Origin of the sequence: Propionispira arboris, from assembly GCF_900109225.1 — a bacterium.
Lineage (GTDB): Bacteria > Bacillota > Negativicutes > Selenomonadales > Selenomonadaceae > Propionispira > Propionispira arboris.
In genome coordinates, this window is record NZ_FNZK01000005.1 from 196,654 (window position 1) to 214,006 (window position 17,353).

At 40.2% G+C, this 17,353-nt stretch carries 16 protein-coding genes, 1 pseudogene and 1 riboswitch; of the genes and pseudogenes, 16 read left to right on the forward strand and 1 reads right to left on the reverse strand.

From position 1 onward, the window contains the following. Nucleotides 1-43: 43 nt before the first annotated feature. Complete coding sequence (locus tag BMY14_RS06960; RefSeq protein ID WP_091830417.1) at nucleotides 44-421, reverse strand: pyridoxamine 5'-phosphate oxidase family protein; 378 nt, start codon at nucleotides 419-421, stop codon at nucleotides 44-46. Nucleotides 422-689: 268 nt separating this feature from the next. Between BMY14_RS06960 and pdxR the strand changes: the two genes are divergently transcribed. The 16 genes and pseudogenes from pdxR (at nucleotide 690) to lpdA (ending at nucleotide 17,027) form a co-directional block, all read left to right on the forward strand. Continuing rightward, nucleotides 690-2,087 carry a MocR-like pyridoxine biosynthesis transcription factor PdxR gene (pdxR, locus tag BMY14_RS06965; RefSeq protein WP_091830419.1) on the forward strand — a complete coding sequence of 466 codons (1,398 nt, stop codon included), beginning with the start codon at nucleotides 690-692 and terminating at the stop codon, nucleotides 2,085-2,087. A 182-nt stretch (nucleotides 2,088-2,269) separates the two neighbouring features. Next, nucleotides 2,270-2,998 (forward strand): SDR family NAD(P)-dependent oxidoreductase, encoded by a 729-nt coding sequence (locus BMY14_RS06970; RefSeq protein WP_091830421.1) that lies wholly within the window; start codon nucleotides 2,270-2,272, stop codon nucleotides 2,996-2,998. A 63-nt stretch (nucleotides 2,999-3,061) separates the two neighbouring features. Further along, the gene (locus BMY14_RS06975; RefSeq protein ID WP_091830423.1) at nucleotides 3,062-3,763 is read left to right on the forward strand and encodes a metallophosphoesterase family protein; all 702 of its coding nucleotides are present in this window, start codon (nucleotides 3,062-3,064) and stop codon (nucleotides 3,761-3,763) included. Between the two features lie 89 nt (nucleotides 3,764-3,852). Next, nucleotides 3,853-4,094 (forward strand): annotated as a pseudogene (locus tag BMY14_RS06980) (hypothetical protein); the annotation flags it as partial. 132 nt (nucleotides 4,095-4,226) lie between these two features. Further along, complete coding sequence (locus tag BMY14_RS06985; RefSeq protein ID WP_091830429.1) at nucleotides 4,227-5,336, forward strand: HNH endonuclease; 1,110 nt, start codon at nucleotides 4,227-4,229, stop codon at nucleotides 5,334-5,336. Nucleotides 5,337-5,441: 105 nt separating this feature from the next. After that, the gene (locus BMY14_RS06990; protein WP_091830431.1) at nucleotides 5,442-6,923 is read left to right on the forward strand and encodes a caspase family protein; all 1,482 of its coding nucleotides are present in this window, start codon (nucleotides 5,442-5,444) and stop codon (nucleotides 6,921-6,923) included. 204 nt (nucleotides 6,924-7,127) lie between these two features. Next, the gene (locus BMY14_RS06995; protein ID WP_091830432.1) at nucleotides 7,128-7,376 is read left to right on the forward strand and encodes a hypothetical protein; all 249 of its coding nucleotides are present in this window, start codon (nucleotides 7,128-7,130) and stop codon (nucleotides 7,374-7,376) included. Nucleotides 7,377-7,968: 592 nt separating this feature from the next. Further along, on the forward strand, nucleotides 7,969-8,265 hold the full coding sequence (locus BMY14_RS07000) for a hypothetical protein (RefSeq protein WP_177177509.1): 297 nt from the start codon (nucleotides 7,969-7,971) through the stop codon (nucleotides 8,263-8,265). 213 nt (nucleotides 8,266-8,478) lie between these two features. Beyond that, nucleotides 8,479-8,566: riboswitch (glycine riboswitch) on the forward strand. Between the two features lie 157 nt (nucleotides 8,567-8,723). Further along, nucleotides 8,724-9,833 carry a glycine cleavage system aminomethyltransferase GcvT gene (gcvT, locus tag BMY14_RS07005; RefSeq protein WP_091830434.1) on the forward strand — a complete coding sequence of 370 codons (1,110 nt, stop codon included), beginning with the start codon at nucleotides 8,724-8,726 and terminating at the stop codon, nucleotides 9,831-9,833. Next, nucleotides 9,830-10,219 (forward strand): glycine cleavage system protein GcvH, encoded by a 390-nt coding sequence (gene gcvH, locus BMY14_RS07010; protein WP_091830436.1) that lies wholly within the window; start codon nucleotides 9,830-9,832, stop codon nucleotides 10,217-10,219. Before gcvT ends, gcvH begins: the two co-directional genes overlap by 4 nt. A 1-nt stretch (nucleotide 10,220) precedes the next feature. Next, a complete protein-coding gene (gene gcvPA / locus BMY14_RS07015) occupies nucleotides 10,221-11,567 on the forward strand; it encodes an aminomethyl-transferring glycine dehydrogenase subunit GcvPA (RefSeq protein ID WP_091830438.1) in 1,347 nt (448 codons plus the stop codon). Further along, entirely contained in the window at nucleotides 11,564-13,015 is a 1,452-nt protein-coding gene (gene gcvPB, locus BMY14_RS07020) for an aminomethyl-transferring glycine dehydrogenase subunit GcvPB (RefSeq protein WP_091830440.1), read from the forward strand. The genes gcvPA and gcvPB overlap by 4 nt, the downstream gene beginning before the upstream one ends. Next, complete coding sequence (gene lipS1 / locus BMY14_RS07025) at nucleotides 13,003-13,803, forward strand: LipS1 family lipoyl synthase (RefSeq protein WP_245741296.1); 801 nt, start codon at nucleotides 13,003-13,005, stop codon at nucleotides 13,801-13,803. Before gcvPB ends, lipS1 begins: the two co-directional genes overlap by 13 nt. Then, nucleotides 13,800-14,783 carry a LipS2 family lipoyl synthase gene (gene lipS2 / locus BMY14_RS07030; RefSeq protein WP_091830442.1) on the forward strand — a complete coding sequence of 328 codons (984 nt, stop codon included), beginning with the start codon at nucleotides 13,800-13,802 and terminating at the stop codon, nucleotides 14,781-14,783. Before lipS1 ends, lipS2 begins: the two co-directional genes overlap by 4 nt. Further along, complete coding sequence (locus BMY14_RS07035; protein ID WP_245741298.1) at nucleotides 14,761-15,588, forward strand: lipoate--protein ligase family protein; 828 nt, start codon at nucleotides 14,761-14,763, stop codon at nucleotides 15,586-15,588. Before lipS2 ends, BMY14_RS07035 begins: the two co-directional genes overlap by 23 nt. 38 nt (nucleotides 15,589-15,626) lie before the next feature. Continuing rightward, nucleotides 15,627-17,027 (forward strand): dihydrolipoyl dehydrogenase, encoded by a 1,401-nt coding sequence (lpdA, locus tag BMY14_RS07040; protein ID WP_091830446.1) that lies wholly within the window; start codon nucleotides 15,627-15,629, stop codon nucleotides 17,025-17,027. Nucleotides 17,028-17,353: the final 326 nt, after the last annotated feature.

Below are 17,353 nucleotides of genomic sequence, written 5' to 3' on the forward strand. Positions count from 1 at the left end.
GCTTACCTCGACATTTGTTATAGAACCCTAAGAATAAAGCTTCTTAAAGCATTTGTGTTGCAGTCGTTACAGTTATTTCTAATACGGCACGAATCCAGGAAAACTTTTCCTTCATATGATCGAAATCATCACCTGATTTTATAAAACGGGCAGTTCCTTTTACAATAAACCCGGTTCCTTTCGCTTTGTAACCTTCTATTTCCCTGCTGGCAATGGATAGAAGAACATGGTTGTGAATGCTAAGGTTTTTTTCTGTTTTGTTAAAGCCAGAAACTGGAATTAATAGTTTGTCGTCAGGTGTAACTACTATATAATTATTCCAAGTATTGACTAAATGTGGATCAGCATCACCATTTGTTACAATGCTGACGGCTCCATCGACGGGATGTGAAAGTACATCCAATAATTTTTTGTTAAGCATAAGAATCATCCTTTTCTGTTTAAGTAAATTTAGGTATCGGCCGATGCAATGTGGTTCGTACGATTATTGTACGAACCAGCTAGATTACACTGTATATAATAATGTGTTGTATATCGGATAGCCCTATTATAAAATAAAACTACCCATAATCACAGTGACAGTTTTATTTTATAATAGGGGGTCAGATTTTTCGGAATTTGACAATAGATATTACTATCTATACGGACGGTAGTTAAAATTTTTCAATTAAATGGGTTGGGTGAGCGTAATGTTTATATTGGATCATAATGGTCAGCAGCCATTACATGCTAAAATCTATGATCAGCTTAAAAATCAAATATTATCGGGGGAATTATCTCCCAAGACGAAGCTTCTATCTATTAAAAACCTAGCTGGCGAATTATCGGTAAGCCGTAATACGGTGGAATATGCCTATCAACAGTTATGTGCAGAAGGGTATATATACAGCAAGCCAAGAAGTGGATACTATGTGTCATTCATAGATCCGGAATTTCTTTCAGCAGCTTTTCATCCAATTAGCGCATATTCCCCAAAGGCCTTTGCCAACGAAAAAGTATATGCTTTTGATTTTCATCCGGCTTGTCTTTCACCAGGGAGTTTTCCTATTAACTTGTGGCGTAAACTTTATACAGAGTGTTTAAAAGCAAGTCCGAAGCAACTTGCTTTCTATAGTAATCAACAAGGCGATTTTGCATTACGCTGTCAGATTCAAAAATATTTGGCACGCTCTCGGGGTGTTTCTTGTGAGCCTGATCAAATCATCGTTTGCTCGGGGCTTCAGGATAGTCTTTCAATTATCGCACCAATATTGAGAGAAAATCATTCTAACTTTGCCATGGAAGATCCTGGACATTTCATTTCCAAAACTGTTTTCCGTAATCATTCTTTTTCTCTCATGCCCATACCAGTAAAATCAGATGGTCTAGACTTGGAATTTTTACAAAATACGAATAGTACAGTTGTATATGTCACACCTTCTCACCAATTTCCATTAGGTTGTGTTATGCCTGTGGTAAATAGACTGAAGTTGATTAATTGGGCAGAAACCGTTGGCGGTGTCATTATTGAAGATGACTATGATAGTGAATTGAGGTACTTTGGAAAACCAATTCCAGCCTTGCAAGGATTGCACCCGCAAGGCAATATAGTATATATAGGGACTTTTTCTAAAGTATTATCTCCGGCACTTCGAATAAGCTATATGGTCCTGCCTTACCAATTACTCAGCCTATATCGTAGGTTATTTGCCGATTATTCTACGAATGTTTCATTATTAGAGCAGAGAACATTAAGTATGTTTATGGAACAAGGGTACTGGGAACGACATCTGCGCAAAATGCGAACGCTCTATAAAAAGAAGCATGATGCAATAATTCAATCTATCCAGCATCATTTCGGCGATCAAGCTAACATTATTGGACAGGGAGCGGGACTCCACATTGTTTTAGAGTTAGTTGGTAATTCTCTTAATGAAACGGAACTTATAAATCGTGCGCAGGAAAAGAATGTTAAATTATTTTCACTCTCCAGTACATATCTGCATAAAAACAATAATAAGTCTCAAATAATGCTTGGTTTTGGTGGTATGAGTAATCATGAAATTGATCGGGGAATAGAGCTATTATATCAAGCTTGGTATTCTTAAATATAACAATTTTGTATATTGCTTTTGCGTCTTCCATGACTTACTATGAAGCTGGGTGTATTTGCAAACCGTCTTAGAAAATATTGTGAACAGTGGGGCTCATCATAGCGGCGTTTTCAACAGGTGGTTACATTAGCGCCACTGATAAAGTAGTCGAAATCGTGAAAAAAAGGAGCGATATTATGATAAACAAAGTATTAATTTCCGGTGCAAATAAAGGAATTGGTTTTGAAACTGCCCGCCAATTAGGTCAACAAGGTTGGTCGATCTTATTGGGAGCACGTAGTGAGGAACGTGGCTTAGCAGCCGTGGCGGAGCTTAAAGCTAGTGGTGTCAATGCGGAATGGATCAAAGTAGATTTGAATGATGTGTCCACTATTCATGCTGCTACGAAATATATTAAAGCCAATCATGCTGACTTGAATGTTTTGATTAACAATGCCGGTATCCCCGGTGACATGCATAAGGATGCTTTAGATTTCAGTACCCTTGAATTACGGGAAGTTTTTGATGTGAATTTCTTTGGAAACTTTGAAATGATTAAAGCCTTTACACCTATAGTAGCGGTTAATAATGGGCGCATCTTGAATTTGAGCATTCCAACAGTTGCCAGTGATTTCTTTGCACCTTTCGCTTATATGACCAGTAAAGCATCATTAAACTCAATGATTGCAGCTTTTGGTGCGTACTATACAAAAAATAATATCTCAGTTGAAATATTTGGTGTGATGCCGGGCGGGATTACGACTGATTTGAACGGGAATATGACAGGATCATTCATGAAGACTCTTCCGCAAGGGGGCAAGGTCATTGTTGACCTTTTAACGGATGGAAAGCATCACCAAGGCAAGGTATTGAACGAATATGGTGTGGCTATGGATTATGAAGCTAATTACTCACTAAAAGCGTAAAATCCATATTAAGACTGCAAAATAACGGACGTATTATGAATAGATAAAGACGAGGTGCTGACAATGGCAATTTACATCACAGGTGATATTCACGGTGAGCCACGAGAACGGTTTGCCGAACCTTTTGCCAACCTGACGGCTGATGATATTGTTATCGTTTGCGGAGATTTTGGCTTGCCGTGGTGGTCTGCTAAATACGGCAAGTCTTGGGGCGATAAAAAACGGTTGAATTGGCTTGCGAAACAACCCTATACAACCGTTTTTGTCGATGGTAATCACGAAAATTTTCATTTGCTAAACAATTTACCAATAAAAATATGGAATGGCGGGCATGTTCATGAAGTACGGTCAAACGTGCTGCACTTGATGCGTGGTGAGGTTTTTGATATTTGTGGGCTGAAAATCCTTGCATTTGGTGGCGCACATTCTACTGATCGGAAGTATCGGGTTTTGGATTTATCCTGGTGGAAAGAAGAAATTCACAATCAGGAGGAGACTGAAAACCTTAAAAAAAATCTACAAGCTGTAGACTATAAAGTGGATATTGTCATCACACATGCTGCACCCGTGCGATTTTTGCATCCCAAAACGAAAGATATAGGAATTGACTGGAGCTTTTTTTGTGACGAGGTGGCTGAGCTGCTAACGGAGATAGAGCCACAGCTTCAATATAAAATGTGGTATTTTGGTCACTATCATTTAGATTGGGTAGATCACGAATGCCATTGTCGTGGTATTTATACAGAGATTGATCAACTTTTATAAGTTAATAGAAAAATAATTTTTATTGTTTAAAAGTAAGGGATAGCATATGAGTTCAATCGGTCGTGCTGAAATAATTGTGTAAACCTCCAATGTTAGGTGAAATAAAACTAATATTGGAGGTATTTTATTATAGTAAAAAAGAAAATAACAAACTCAATGATATTATCGAAGAGTATGGTATTAAAGACATGAATGATGCCCATAATTTTGTTAAAATGCTTACGGTTGAAAGCAGCCAGACAGCTCTTGATGCTGAATTGGATGAAAAACATGGTTACTCTAAATATGACTACAAAATAAAAACACAAAGAATAGTCGCAATGGCTATAATGGATAAAGTGTTATAGTTGCTTATATCGAAATATATGAACTTGAAGGAATTTTTATCGTGGTATGGAATTTTATAGGTGTAAGTTAAAATTTAATAATATTATATTTTGATTATAGAAGGTGATGAAATGAGATGACAGATCATTGCTATTTGTGTGGGGCAGAAATAAATGACGAGAATATTTCAAAAGAACATATCATTCCTAATGCGATTGGTGGTAAGCTAGTATCAATTAAATTACTTTGCAATAATTGTAATATTAAAACAGGTGACGTAATAGATTTTGCACTTAGCAAGACATTAGAGCCATTGTGTAATTTGATAAATGTTAAGAGAGACAGAGGAACGCCAACTAGCCTTAAAATTACACTTCAATCTGGAAAAAAAATCATACTTAGACCAGGTTTTAAACCAGAGGCAGTTCCTAATGTTGAAAAATTAAATAATAAGTTTAATATTACCGCACGCAATGAAAATGAAGCATTAGAAACATTACGACACCTACAACTGAAATATCCCAGTATAGATGTTGATAATGCAATGGAGAATTTGCAACATCAAAAAAAATATCTTGATGAAAAAATACCTTTTAAACTTGAGCTCAATGATGAATGTTTACGATCATTAGGGAAAATAATTGCAAATTTTTATATTTATAGAGGAAATGATAAAGAAAAAATATCGGAACTAATAGATTTTATAAAAGACGATCAAAAAATAAAAACTCTTTGGCAGTATACAGAAGATAGTCCTTTTACATTTAATAAATATGGAGTGTATAATATAGTTTCGATAATTGGGGACAGAAATACCAAAAAGCTAGTAGGTTTTGTTGAAATATTTAGTACGATTAAATTTTTTATTATAATAAATAACAATTATGATGGAGAAACATTTTCACAAAATTATTACTACAATGTCGAAACCGGTGCTAGTGATAAAGATATTATTATAAAGACAGTTAAAAAAGAAAAATTTTTTACAAATATTTCAAGAGATACATATGATATTTGTCTTTCTAATTATGAAAAAAGTTTTAATGAATTAATGAATTATTGCCATAAAAAAAGCAATGATGAGGCACGTTTTAGCATTATTTCACAGTCTTTTGATGAATGCCAAAGAAGATTTCCTCCTGAAAAATATCCATATTTTACAGATGAAATGATTGAATTTTTAAGCAAGGACGTTTCAGAAAAATTTGTGTCATACTTATATGAAACGAAACAGTTAGGGCAATAAAAAAATATAAAAGATGATATATACTACAATCTAATTAAAATTAATAGAACCAATAATTTTAATGGTAAAAAAAATATTGATAAATTTCAGGAATGGAGATAATTTATGGGACAACATAAGGCATTATTTATTGGAGTAAATCGATATCTGGATAAAACTATACATAGTTTGGATAATGTTATTAATGATGTTGTAGAGATGAGTACAGTGATTACGAGTCCACCGAGTAATTTTGCCTCTATGGATAGTAAAATGATTCAACAGACATTGGCTACTCAGGCTATTATTACAGCCGCTGTTAAAGATTTTTTTCTTAATGCAAACGATCAGGACGTTTTAGTATTTTATTGGGCAGGGCATGGTGCTTTAATAGCTGATGAAGGCTTTTTTATTGCCTATGATTCTGATGTGAATCATCTTAGAGATACTGCTATTGCTATGCAGGATTTACGTTCTTATATTGAAAAATCGCCCGCTAAAACGGTGATTGCTATGTTTGATTGTTGTCATAGTGGAGCCATGATGCGTGCGGTAAATGATAATACACAAATGTTACGTGGATTAACAATACAAGGGACTGGAAAAGTGGTTTTAGCAGCATGTACATACATGCAAGGTGCTTATGAACATCAGCATCAATCGCATGGGAATTTTACGGCTTATGTTCTAGATGGATTAAAAGGGGCAGCAGCAGATGCCCAGGGAGCAATTGATGTTAATCAGTTACATTCATTTGTTTCTAGAAAATTGGAGGAAGATGGAAGGCAGATACCTGTTTATTATGGACAGATTCAGGGAAGAATTATTCTGAAAAATGTGAGTAGAGATATACAAGAAATATCAAGAGTAAAGACCATTTCGCTATTAACGACGACTATTAATGAATCGGGCAATTGGTGCTTATTAAATGAAATACCTATGCGATTTGTAAGCATTCAGGAAGATAATGAAAATATAGTGCTTACATTGGATAATCTGACATCTCAAGCTGTAACGTACTTAAAGAAACTTCAACAAAATCTTTACTTTCAAATAAAAATGAGTACGCTAACTTTTCGGAATTATTCATTTAAAATTAAAATAGTGACAGTTTCAAGTGCTGTAAAGGAGAATGTTGAAAGTTTCACAGTGCAATTGAGGCGAGATTTAAACACGAATCATATGATGGATATGTCGGTGAGTTTGAGTGGAATGGTTGCGGTTTCTCCTGATGAAATTGCAGAATTGCGTGCTCGAAGAATTTTATTAGGAGAAATTAAAAATAATGATTATAGTAAGACAGAATGGAGCCAATTAGAATGGTGTATTGCTGGACAAGGTGATATAAAAATTGATAAACCTCCTGCAGTAGATCATTTAAATAGTTATCAGGGTTTGAAAGATGATTATTGGCGATTACGCCGTTTACACTATATTTATTTATTAGTACACAGTTTCACCGTAGATGTAATTACGGATTTAACATTAATTATTGAAGGAAATCAAATAAATCATATTCAGTTAGAGGCAATACGATCTTCACCATATACTAATGAACCGACAAGAGTTATCAAGATTGCGGAAGATATGATAAAGAACCTTAGCTGAAAATAATGGCTGGAACGATAAGACGAATCCAATTATTGTAAAAAGTTATGAGTGGATATTCTTCCTCAACATTTGCTAGTAATTAAAACATAATGTTGCCTTAATCAGAGGGTGAAAGTCTGGTAGTTGGAGTTGTTTCCATAGCGTTTATATAGTAGTCAAATGGGGTTTTGATTTGATGGATAGAAAAATAGGAGTATGTTTATGGGGAAAATAATATCTTTTATAAAAAAAACATTGTTAGCCATAGTATCTTTTTTTATTGTTTATATTGTAAATATAATATGTTTTTATTCTACTAATAGAACAATTTACATCGATAATATTTATGCAATAATTATTGTATCACTCATGATATATTATTTCGGGATGGTACTAATTGAAAAAATAAAAGATAAAAGAACACCAGGTTTTAATAAGAGTTTGGAAAGTGAAAAATCTGATGCGTTTTAATATTGTATCAGATTTTTTAATTCTATAATAAATGTTGGAGTAAGCAAAAAATAGCAGCCATCGATGTATACTCAGAGTATGAATATACATCGATGGCTGCTATACTTATTTACAGATTAAAAGACAAAGTTCACGTTGGTAATATCTTCTAAAAACCATAAAAAAACATGATTTTTATAATAAAAAAAATCATGTTTCAGCCTATTTTTACTTGCAATCGTTACGAAGAGTAATATAATTAGAGATAGGTGGAAATTAAAAAAGTCGCCGTGTCCTAAGAGTGCTGGTACACTCTTAGGCACGAGCAGGTGGTATGGCACCTACACGTAACAGCTAGCTGTCTACGACGACAATTTATTATACCGTGATTTTCCTTGAGTGACAAGGGAGATGGTTTGTTCGATATGATGTGATTGTAGTTTTGACAGGAGCTTAGCGTCTGCATGCAATTAAGATATATCAAAGCGCATGTGTAGGTTGAATAAACCCGCGCATGCGCTTTTTTGATTTCCCCTGAAACAAACTGTAGGGTGGGTTCCTTTATTGGATTACAATAGAGAAACCCCTTGCAGAATGAGGATGGGGGATATAAATGATGATGAAAAATGTATTTGATTCATTGGCTGCCACGAAGGAACAGGAAATTTTGGTTGGCTTAGATTTAAGAAAATATTCTAGTGAATATTTTCATGCCAGCGAAAAAGTCCTTGCGTATCAGGACAAAATCAAAAATGTTTTGCCCTTGGAATTACAGGAAACCTTGGAACAACTTGATGATGAATATAATTGTATGATGATGAGCGGAATGGACGTATATTATCGACAAGGTTTTTCCGATGCAGTCCGGTTGATTATGGAGACAATGAGTTGGTCACCAAGACGGAGTTAGAAGGAACGAAACACCCCAGTGATTTTAAAAATCGCTGGGGTGTTTCGTTGTGCGCCAAATCTGAATAAAATCGGCAAATAGTTAGGTTGAGAAACACGAACATCGAAAGCTATTTGCTATAAAAAGAATGGTAAATATGAAAAGACTCCATTGACATAAATTAACAGAGATGTTATTGTAATCGTATATATGACAGTGAAATAATAAATTAGAATGATGGTTATAGGAGAGATCGCGAAAGCGGCGCCGAAGGAGCAAGAACTTTGTCAAACTCTCAGGTAAAAAGAACCATAACCGGACTAAACTCTGGAGAGAACGCTCAGATAATGGGCGTCACCGATGGGGAGCCTTTTAGGCAAAACTCTCAGGTACAACAGACAGAGACAAAGGTGGATTCGTCCGCCTTTGTCTCTGTCTTTATTTTTTGCCCAAATATAAGAAAGAAGAGGAGAGGGACTATGACAGAAGCAAAAAAGACACCTCTATATGAAACTCATCTGGAGCATGGTGGTAAAATCGTTGAATTTGGTGGATGGTTACTCCCTGTGCAGTATAGCGGGATTTTAGAGGAACATCGAGCCGTTAGAGAAAAGGCGGGACTCTTTGATGTTTCGCATATGGGCGAGGTGCTTGTGAAGGGCGATGATGCGTTGGCATTCTTGCAAAATTTAGTAACAAATGATGTATCTCGCCTTACCCAGAATAAAATACAATATACGCCAATGTGTTATAAAGATGGTGGTATCGTTGACGATCTATTAATTTATAAGCAGGGTGAAGAGGATTATTTATTGGTCATTAATGCGGCTAATATTGAAAAAGATTGGCAGTGGATGCAGGAGAATAAAGGAAACTTTCAGGTAGAACTAACCAATGTATCTGCTAAAACAGCACAATTGGCATTGCAAGGACCTCTGGCACAGAGTATTCTTAGCCATTTGACAGATACGAAACTAGAGGAACTCGCGTATTATTGGTTTTTACCAAACGTAATCGTAGCTGGTAAGGAAACTCTTATATCAAGAACTGGGTATACTGGTGAGGATGGTTTTGAAATTTACTGTCAGGCTGAGGATGCTGCCGAGCTGTGGGCTGCGATCATGGCTGCGGGGAAACCGTATGGATTATTGCCAGTGGGGTTAGGTTGTAGAGATACCTTGCGTTTTGAAGCTTGCTTGCCATTATATGGGCATGAGTTATCCAAGGATATTTCACCGCTCGAAGCCGGCATTGGGATGTTTGTGAAGCTTGACAAAGGTGAGTTTAATGGTCAGGCTGCTTTGGCACAGCAAAAGAAAAATGGTGTAAAACGTAAGAGTGTTGGCTTTGTCATAACTGGCCGCGGTATTGCTCGGGCGGAATATCCAGTGATGGCTGAAGGCAGGCGTATTGGTACAGTAACCACCGGAACCTATGCACCAACTTTAGAGAAGAATATTGGACTTGCTTTAGTGGAAACTGAGTTTGCGAAGGTTGGTCAAGAATTTGCGATAGAAATTCGCGGTAAAAACGTAGCAGCACAGGTGATTCCTAAACCGTTTTATAAAAGAGAGGGGCAAAAAGTATGAATATTCCAGCAGAACTAAAGTATTCGCGTGACCATGAATGGGTAAAAATTGAGGGTAATCAGGCAACAGTAGGCATTACGGATTATGCACAGTCGCAGCTTGGCGATGTGGTTTTTGTTGAAGTGCCTATCGCTGATACGAGTGTCGTTGTGGGAGCGGGATTTTGCGTGGTAGAGTCAGTGAAGGCGGTGTCTGATATTTATGCGCCAGTTGGCGGCGAAATTGTCAAAATAAATGATGCACTTACCGATACGCCAGAAATAATGAATGAAGATCCTTACGGCGAAGGGTGGATCGCAGTAATCAAAATAGCCGATCAAGCCGATTTAGATAATTTACTGAGCAGTGAGGAGTACGAAAAATTCATAACGGAGGAAGGTAATTAAAATGGCATGGAGCTATTTACCTCATACCGATGAAGATCGACGGACGATGCTGGCGGCAATTGGCGTAGAAAAAGTGGAAGAAATTTTTTGTGATATCCCTGATAAATTATTATTTAAAAGGCCACTTGATTTACCACCGGCAATGTCTGAACCTGAACTTGTCAGCGCAATGCAGAAGTTAGCGGGCAAAAATGCCAATCTGCAGGAGTATACCTGCTTTCTAGGGGCGGGAGCTTATGATCACTACATTCCGAGTGTGGTTGATCATGTGATCGGGCGGTCGGAGTTTTATACGGCGTATACGCAATATCAGCCAGAGATATCACAAGGCTATTTGCAGGCTTTGTGGGAATATCAGAGTATGATTTGCCAGTTAACCGGCATGGAGGTTTCCAATGCTTCGATGTATGACGGTGGTACGGCCTTAGCTGAGGCAGCGATGATGGCTTGCAGTGTTATGCGCCGAAGTGAAGTACTCGTCGCGAGTACCGTACATCCGAATTATCGTGATGTACTTCATACCTATGGAAGGGATCGGGACTATACAATAACAGAACTCGGCTACGCGGATGGTACTGTCAATTTGGCAGAATCTACTCAGCTCATGAGTAAAAATGTAGCAGCGATCATTCTCCAATCACCGAATTTCTTTGGCTGTGTGGAAGATGTGAAAAAATTTGCTGAGCTCGCGCATGCGCAAGGCGCACTCCTTATCGTTGCGGTTGATCCGATTTCCTTAGGTCTTTTAGAAGCACCGGGCGTACTCGGTGCTGATATCGTAGTCGGCGAAGGTCAACCGATGGGGTTAGCACCTGCTTTTGGCGGTCCTTATTTAGGCTTTTTTGCGGTGAATGAAAAACTCATGCGTAAAATGCCAGGGCGTATCGTCGGGCAGACAGTAGACCATGAGGGCAATCGTGGCTTTGTGTTAACTCTGCAGGCAAGAGAACAACATATTCGCAGGGAAAAGGCGACTTCCAATATCTGCTCGAATGAAGCACTATGTGCCTTGACCGCAGCTGTCTATTTAAGTGCTGTCGGTAAAGTCGGTTTACAGAAAGTAGCGGGATTGTCGCTGCAAAAAGCGCATTATACTTGCCGTGAGCTGACAAAATTGAGTGGGTTTAGCAGTGTTTTTGGTGCAAGTTATTTTAAAGAGTTTGTGATCCGTTGCCCAAAACCTGTAGCCAAGATCAATGCGGAATTATTACAGGAAAAAATAATTGGCGGACTCGATCTGGAGTGTTATTATCCAGAACTTAAAAACTGTATGCTCCTATGCGTAACAGAAAACAGAACACAGGGCGATATTGATAAATTAGTTGAAAAATTGGGGGCGATGGTATGAGGAAAACAAAAGCCTTGATTTTTGAAATAAGCAAAGCAGGTCGCTGTGGATTAGATCTGCCGAAATGTGATGTGCCAGAAGAAGCAATTGATTCACTGATTCCTCAAGAATTTTTGCGGAAAGAGCCTGCACCATTGCCAGAGATTAGTCAGCTCGATTTAATGCGGCATTATACGCAGTTGTCGCAGCGCAACTTTGGTGTGGATTCTGGTTTTTATCCACTGGGTTCGTGTACGATGAAGTATAATCCAAAAGTGAATGAGGATGTTTGTCGGTATCCCGGCTTTTCATTGGTGCATCCGCTGCAGCAGCCGGAAACTGTGCAGGGAGCACTAGAACTACTTTATGATATGGAGCAGTATCTTGCCGAAATTGCTGGCATGGATGCGATTACGATGCAGCCAGTTGCTGGGGCGCATGGTGAATTGACAGGGCTCAAACTGATTCGTGCGTATCATCGCCATAGAGGGGAAATGCGAACGAAGGTAATCGTTCCAGATTCCGCGCATGGTACCAATCCTGCTTCGGCTGCTGTATGTGGACTCGAAATCGTGGAAATAAAATCAAATGAAGATGGATCGATTAATCTAGGCGCACTCCGCGCAGCAGTTGGTAAAGATACGGCGGCGCTCATGTTGACGAATCCGAGTACCTTGGGCTTATTTGAGACGAATATTGAAGAGATTGCCAGTATCGTTCATGAAGCCGGAGGTTTGTTATATTATGATGGAGCGAACGCCAATGCGATTATGGGTATCGTTAGACCTGGTGATATGGGCTTTGATGTGGTTCATTTTAATCTACATAAGACCTTTGGTACACCACATGGCGGCGGTGGCCCGGGCGCTGGTGCTGTCGGAGTAAAGAGCAGTCTTGCATCATATTTACCGACGCCGATTATTACCTTTGATGGCAGTAAATATGATCTCGATTATAATCGTCCAGAGTCTATTGGCAAGGTGCATTCTTTTTATGGAAATTTTGGTGTGATTGTTCGTGGTTATGCCTATATCCGTGCTTTGGGACCAGATGGACTGCGGCAGGCCAGTGAGGATGCCGTAATGAACGCGAATTACTGCTTGAGTCAATTGAAGGAACAGTATCATGCACCTTTTGATCGTTTCTGCATGCATGAGTGTATCTTAAATTCCAAGAAACAAGCCCAATATGGGATTCATACCCTCGATCTTGCGAAACGTCTGCTCGATTATGGCTATCATCCACCAACGATTTATTTTCCAATGATTGTAGAAGAAGCAATGATGATTGAACCGACGGATACGGAAAGCAAAGAAACCTTGGATGCTTTTATTGACGTAATGATTAAAATTGCGCAAGAAGCTGAGTCGGATGCAACAGAGATCAAGAGTGCACCCCATACGACGGTCGTTGGTCGTTTGGATGAGACCTTAGCAGCTCGTAAGCCGGTACTAAGATGGAAGGCATGATCCGTTTTGCCTACCCAAATCAGACAAAATCCGTTAGCGTAACCGCTGCGCATTGCGAGCAAAACTGTGCGCATTGCGGTGGTCATTACCTAAAACATATGCTGCCGATTTCAGCAATGGCGGCGAGTCGTGCCACGAGTTTTTTAATCAGTGGCGGCTGCGGTTCCGATGGTAAGGTTCCGATTGTCGAGCATGTTGCAGAGCTAAAAGAGTTAAAGCAGGGCAGACGGTACAATCTCCATGTCGGTTTGATCGATGAAGCGGAAATCGCAAAAATCGCGGAGATTGCTGACTGTGTTTCTTTTGATTTTATTGGTGATGATGAAACGATTCGTGAAGTATTGGGTATTAAGCGGACGGTACAGGATTATATCCATTGTTATCAAACGTTACGTCAGCAGGTGAAGGTGATGCCGCATATTTGCATCGGACTACAGGGCGGTGAACTTAAGGGCGAGTATCGCGCGATCGAACTTTTGCGAGAACTCGGTGTAGACAGCTTAACTTTTATTATTTTTACGCCAACGCGCAAAACGCGGTATGCCGAGTATTCACCGCCAAAGCTGGAAGAAGTCGTAGAACTATTAAAGTGGGCGAGAAAAACTTGTCCGTCGATCCCGATTCACTTAGGTTGTATGCGACCGGGGGGACGATATCGTAGTGAGATTGATCAATGGGCGGTTAAAATCGGACTCGATACGATTGTGAATCCTACCCCTAAAGCTGTGGAACTAGCAAACGAACTAGGCAGGACGATTCAACGAAGTGAGGAGTGCTGTGTATTATGAACCTTTGGAAAATTTCAGCAGGTACAGCTTGCGTCATTGGCAAGAAGAAAATTAAGGTGAATGCTCTGCCGACGACGGCTTATATCATGCTCGGGGAGAAGTGCAAAAACAATTGCCAGTTTTGTGCCCAGTCACGGGAAAGTGCAGCGCGGACAGACTTGCTTTCCCGCGTGACTTGGCCGACGGTTGCGATTGAAGAAGCTACGGCTGGTATCAATGATGCTTATACTGCAGGAAAATTAAAACGAGCTTGCTTACAGGTGGTAGACAGTACTGATAGCTGGGAACATACGGTGCGAGCCGTTGAGTCCCTGCATAACTGTAGTGAAGTGCCAATCTGCGTAGGAAGTCATCTGGAAACAGTAGAGCAGGCGGAAGAACTGGTAGCAAGAGGCGCAGAAAGGGTTTGTATTGCACTAGATGCCGTTACACCAGCATTATATGCAAACGTGAAGAATGGTGATTGGGCTGCTACGTGGAATCTGCTGCTAGCCTGTGCAGAAGCCTTACCGGGGCATATTACTACGCATCTTATCGTGGGCTTGGGTGAAAGTGAAGAAGAGACGGTGCAGCGGATGGCAATCTGTATCGACAAAAGCATCAGCATTGGTTTATTTGCCTTTACGCCTGTACGTGGAACTGCTTTAGCAGAGAAACTACCGCCGGACATTGCTACGTATCGGCGCATTCAAATTGCACATCAATTGCTTAAATGTGGCTATTCGCCAGACGTTATTGCTTACCAAAATGGTTGTATTTCCGCGTATAAAGTACCAGAAGCAGAGCTGTTTGAGGTATTGCTGGATGGGCAGGCTTTTCAAACGAGTGGCTGTGTGGATTGTAATCGGCCTTATTATAATGAACGTCCCGGTGGCGTTATGTACAATTATCCTCAGCCACTTACTTTACTTGAAGTGATGGAGGCGATAGAGGTGTGTGGGATTGTTAGGGGAGTGCATGATGAACTGGCGAATTATTAACAGTGGAATCGCGGATGCCGCAACCAATATGGCGGTTGATGAAGCCATACTACTGGCACACAGTGCAGGTAAAGTTCCTCCGACCCTCAGATTTTATGGCTGGAAGCCAGCGGCGGTTAGTTTAGGCTATTTTCAACGGTCTAAGTCTGAAATCGATGTAGAGCAATGTAAAAAGCAGCAAATTGATGTGGTGCGCAGGTTAACTGGCGGCAGAGCGGTGCTGCATGATGCTGAATTAACCTATAGCATCGTGGTGCGGGAAGATGCTCCGCGTATTCCGCGGACGATTACGGCATCGTATTGCTATTTTAGTAAGGGACTTTTAGCAGGACTTGAACAGTTGGGGGTCAAAGCGGAAATGACAGTGCCAATCGCGGCGTATGGACAGAAAAAAAAGCAACCTGCGTCAGCGGCTTGCTTTGATGCTCCTTCGTATTATGAACTTACCGTAGCAGCGCGAAAGCTCGTCGGTAGTGCGCAAGTGCGTAAAAACGGTGTTATATTACAACATGGCTCCTTGCTTTTACGGTTTTCCGCTGAGCAGTTCGTAGGTTTATTGCGAATGCAGTCAGAAGAAAAGCGAGAACAGATGATTCAAATGTTAAAAAGCAGGGCGACTTCTCTGGAAGAAGTGCTAGGCAGACCAGTCACTTGGGAGGAAGTATATCGTCCGATGCCAGAAGGGTTTGCAACGGCACTCGGAATACAGCTGGAGCGCAGTGAACTTACTGCAGCGGAACAGGCAATAAGTAAGGAGCTTGCTGCCACAAAATATAGTCAGGATTCTTGGAATATGCTGCGTTGAGATGTATAGAAAATAGCGAAATCGATGGAGGGAAAAACATGCAATATGATGTAGCGGTAATCGGTGGCGGTCCCGGTGGCTATGTTGCTGCCATACGAGCTGCCCAGCTAGGCGGAAAGGTTTTATTAATAGAAAAAGATCAATTGGGCGGCGTCTGTTTAAACCGTGGTTGTATACCAACGAAGACTTTGTTAAAGAGTGCAGAAAAATGGCAGGAACTAAAAAAATGCGCTGACTTTGGTTTGCAAGCGGATAATATAGGGTTCAATTTTGCTGCGATTACGGAGCGAAAAAATCAAGTGGTACGTAAACTGCGGGGCGGGATTGAGCAGTTGATTAAAAGCAACGCGATCGACCTGGTACATGGGACGGCGATGCTGGAGAACGCGAATCGCTTGAATGTTAAGCAAGCTGATGGACAAATCCGTTATGAAGCAAAAAACATCATCCTTGCTACAGGATCGGTGCCAATGCGTTTACCGATACCAGGGCAGGATTTGCCTGACGTCATTGACAGCAATCAGCTGTTAGAAATGACTGAGGTACCGCACAGTATGGTCGTGATCGGCGGCGGTGCGGTAGGCATCGAATTTGCTGCTATTTTTCAAGCCTTTGGCTGTGAAGTTACCGTAGTAGAGATGCTTCCAACCATTTTACCGAATGTCGATTGTGACTTAGTAAAACGGGTAGGCATTCCGCTGCGTAAACAAGGCATTAAAATGCTGACCAAGACGAAAGTAACGAGTATCGAAGCGAGTGCTGACGGTGTAAAGGTTTTCATTGATAACGGTAAGGGGCTCCAAGTGCTTGCAGTCGAAAAAGTATTGATAGCAACTGGACGAAAAGCTGTAGTAGAGGGACTTGGTCTTGAAACGGCGGGAATTCAATATAGCAAGCACGGTATCAAGGTGAATGATAAAATGGAGACCAATATAGCAGGTATTTACGCCATTGGTGATACAACTGGACAAGAAATGTGGGCCCACGCCGCTTCGGCAGAAGGCATGGTTGCCGCCGAAAATGCAATGGGCGGCAAGGCTGTGATGGATTACAGTGCAGTGCCGGGCTGTATATTTACGACGCCAGAAGTAGGGATGGTTGGCATTACCGAGCAAGCGGCTGAGGCACAAAACATAGCGATAAAAGTCAGCAAATTTAACTTCGCCAGCAACGGCAAGGCTGTTTCCATGGGTGAAACAGATGGGCTAGTAAAAATCATCACCAATGCTGATAACGGCAAGGTTATAGGCATGCACATCCTTGGCGCCCATGCCAGCGACCTCATCATGGAAGGTGCCATCGCCATTCGTAATGGTCTAAAAGCAGAGGATATTGCGAAAACGATTCATCCCCATCCAAGTTTATCCGAGACAGTAATGGAAAGTGCCCATGGAATCAATGGGAATATAATTCATCAGATTTTGTTGAAGGGCCGGTAGTTGGAACGGATGTGATAGATTGATGGCAGGAGTTTTGTAGTTTTAAGGGAAAAGTTTAATTGAAGATACATTTGTCTATGCTCATCAATGAGATTTTTATTGTGCTGTGCGGCCATGCAAACATTGTTGATTGCCCTGGCTGCTCAAGTTAATACGGTTTGGCATGTAAAAGCTTAATGCTTGTACTAAAGTTATTAACTATAAAAAGAATAGCAAATATGATATAATTATAAGGTGAAGAAACTAAAAAGAAAAGTGGCGAAACTATACTAAAGACAAGACATCAAGCAGTTGAACATGCCACGAAAACACTGGAATTAGAAGGG

Bases quoted from the DNA above. Each gene is read 5' to 3' on its own strand.
- BMY14_RS06970 (WP_091830421.1), top strand. From the start codon at position 2,270: ATGATAAACAAAGTATTAATTTCCGGTGCAAATAAAGGAATTGGTTTT.
- gcvPB (WP_091830440.1), top strand. From the start codon at position 11,564: ATGAGGAAAACAAAAGCCTTGATTTTTGAAATAAGCAAAGCAGGTCGC.
- BMY14_RS06990 (WP_091830431.1), top strand. From the start codon at position 5,442: ATGGGACAACATAAGGCATTATTTATTGGAGTAAATCGATATCTGGAT.
- BMY14_RS06985 (WP_091830429.1), top strand. From the start codon at position 4,227: ATGACAGATCATTGCTATTTGTGTGGGGCAGAAATAAATGACGAGAAT.
- lpdA (WP_091830446.1), top strand. From the start codon at position 15,627: ATGCAATATGATGTAGCGGTAATCGGTGGCGGTCCCGGTGGCTATGTT.
- gcvT (WP_091830434.1), top strand. From the start codon at position 8,724: ATGACAGAAGCAAAAAAGACACCTCTATATGAAACTCATCTGGAGCAT.
- pdxR (WP_091830419.1), top strand. From the start codon at position 690: ATGTTTATATTGGATCATAATGGTCAGCAGCCATTACATGCTAAAATC.
- lipS1 (WP_245741296.1), top strand. From the start codon at position 13,003: ATGGAAGGCATGATCCGTTTTGCCTACCCAAATCAGACAAAATCCGTT.
- BMY14_RS06960 (WP_091830417.1), bottom strand. From the start codon at position 421: ATGCTTAACAAAAAATTATTGGATGTACTTTCACATCCCGTCGATGGA.
- gcvPA (WP_091830438.1), top strand. From the start codon at position 10,221: ATGGCATGGAGCTATTTACCTCATACCGATGAAGATCGACGGACGATG.
- BMY14_RS06995 (WP_091830432.1), top strand. From the start codon at position 7,128: ATGGGGAAAATAATATCTTTTATAAAAAAAACATTGTTAGCCATAGTA.
- BMY14_RS07035 (WP_245741298.1), top strand. From the start codon at position 14,761: ATGATGAACTGGCGAATTATTAACAGTGGAATCGCGGATGCCGCAACC.
- BMY14_RS07000 (WP_177177509.1), top strand. From the start codon at position 7,969: ATGATGATGAAAAATGTATTTGATTCATTGGCTGCCACGAAGGAACAG.
- lipS2 (WP_091830442.1), top strand. From the start codon at position 13,800: ATGAACCTTTGGAAAATTTCAGCAGGTACAGCTTGCGTCATTGGCAAG.
- gcvH (WP_091830436.1), top strand. From the start codon at position 9,830: ATGAATATTCCAGCAGAACTAAAGTATTCGCGTGACCATGAATGGGTA.
- BMY14_RS06975 (WP_091830423.1), top strand. From the start codon at position 3,062: ATGGCAATTTACATCACAGGTGATATTCACGGTGAGCCACGAGAACGG.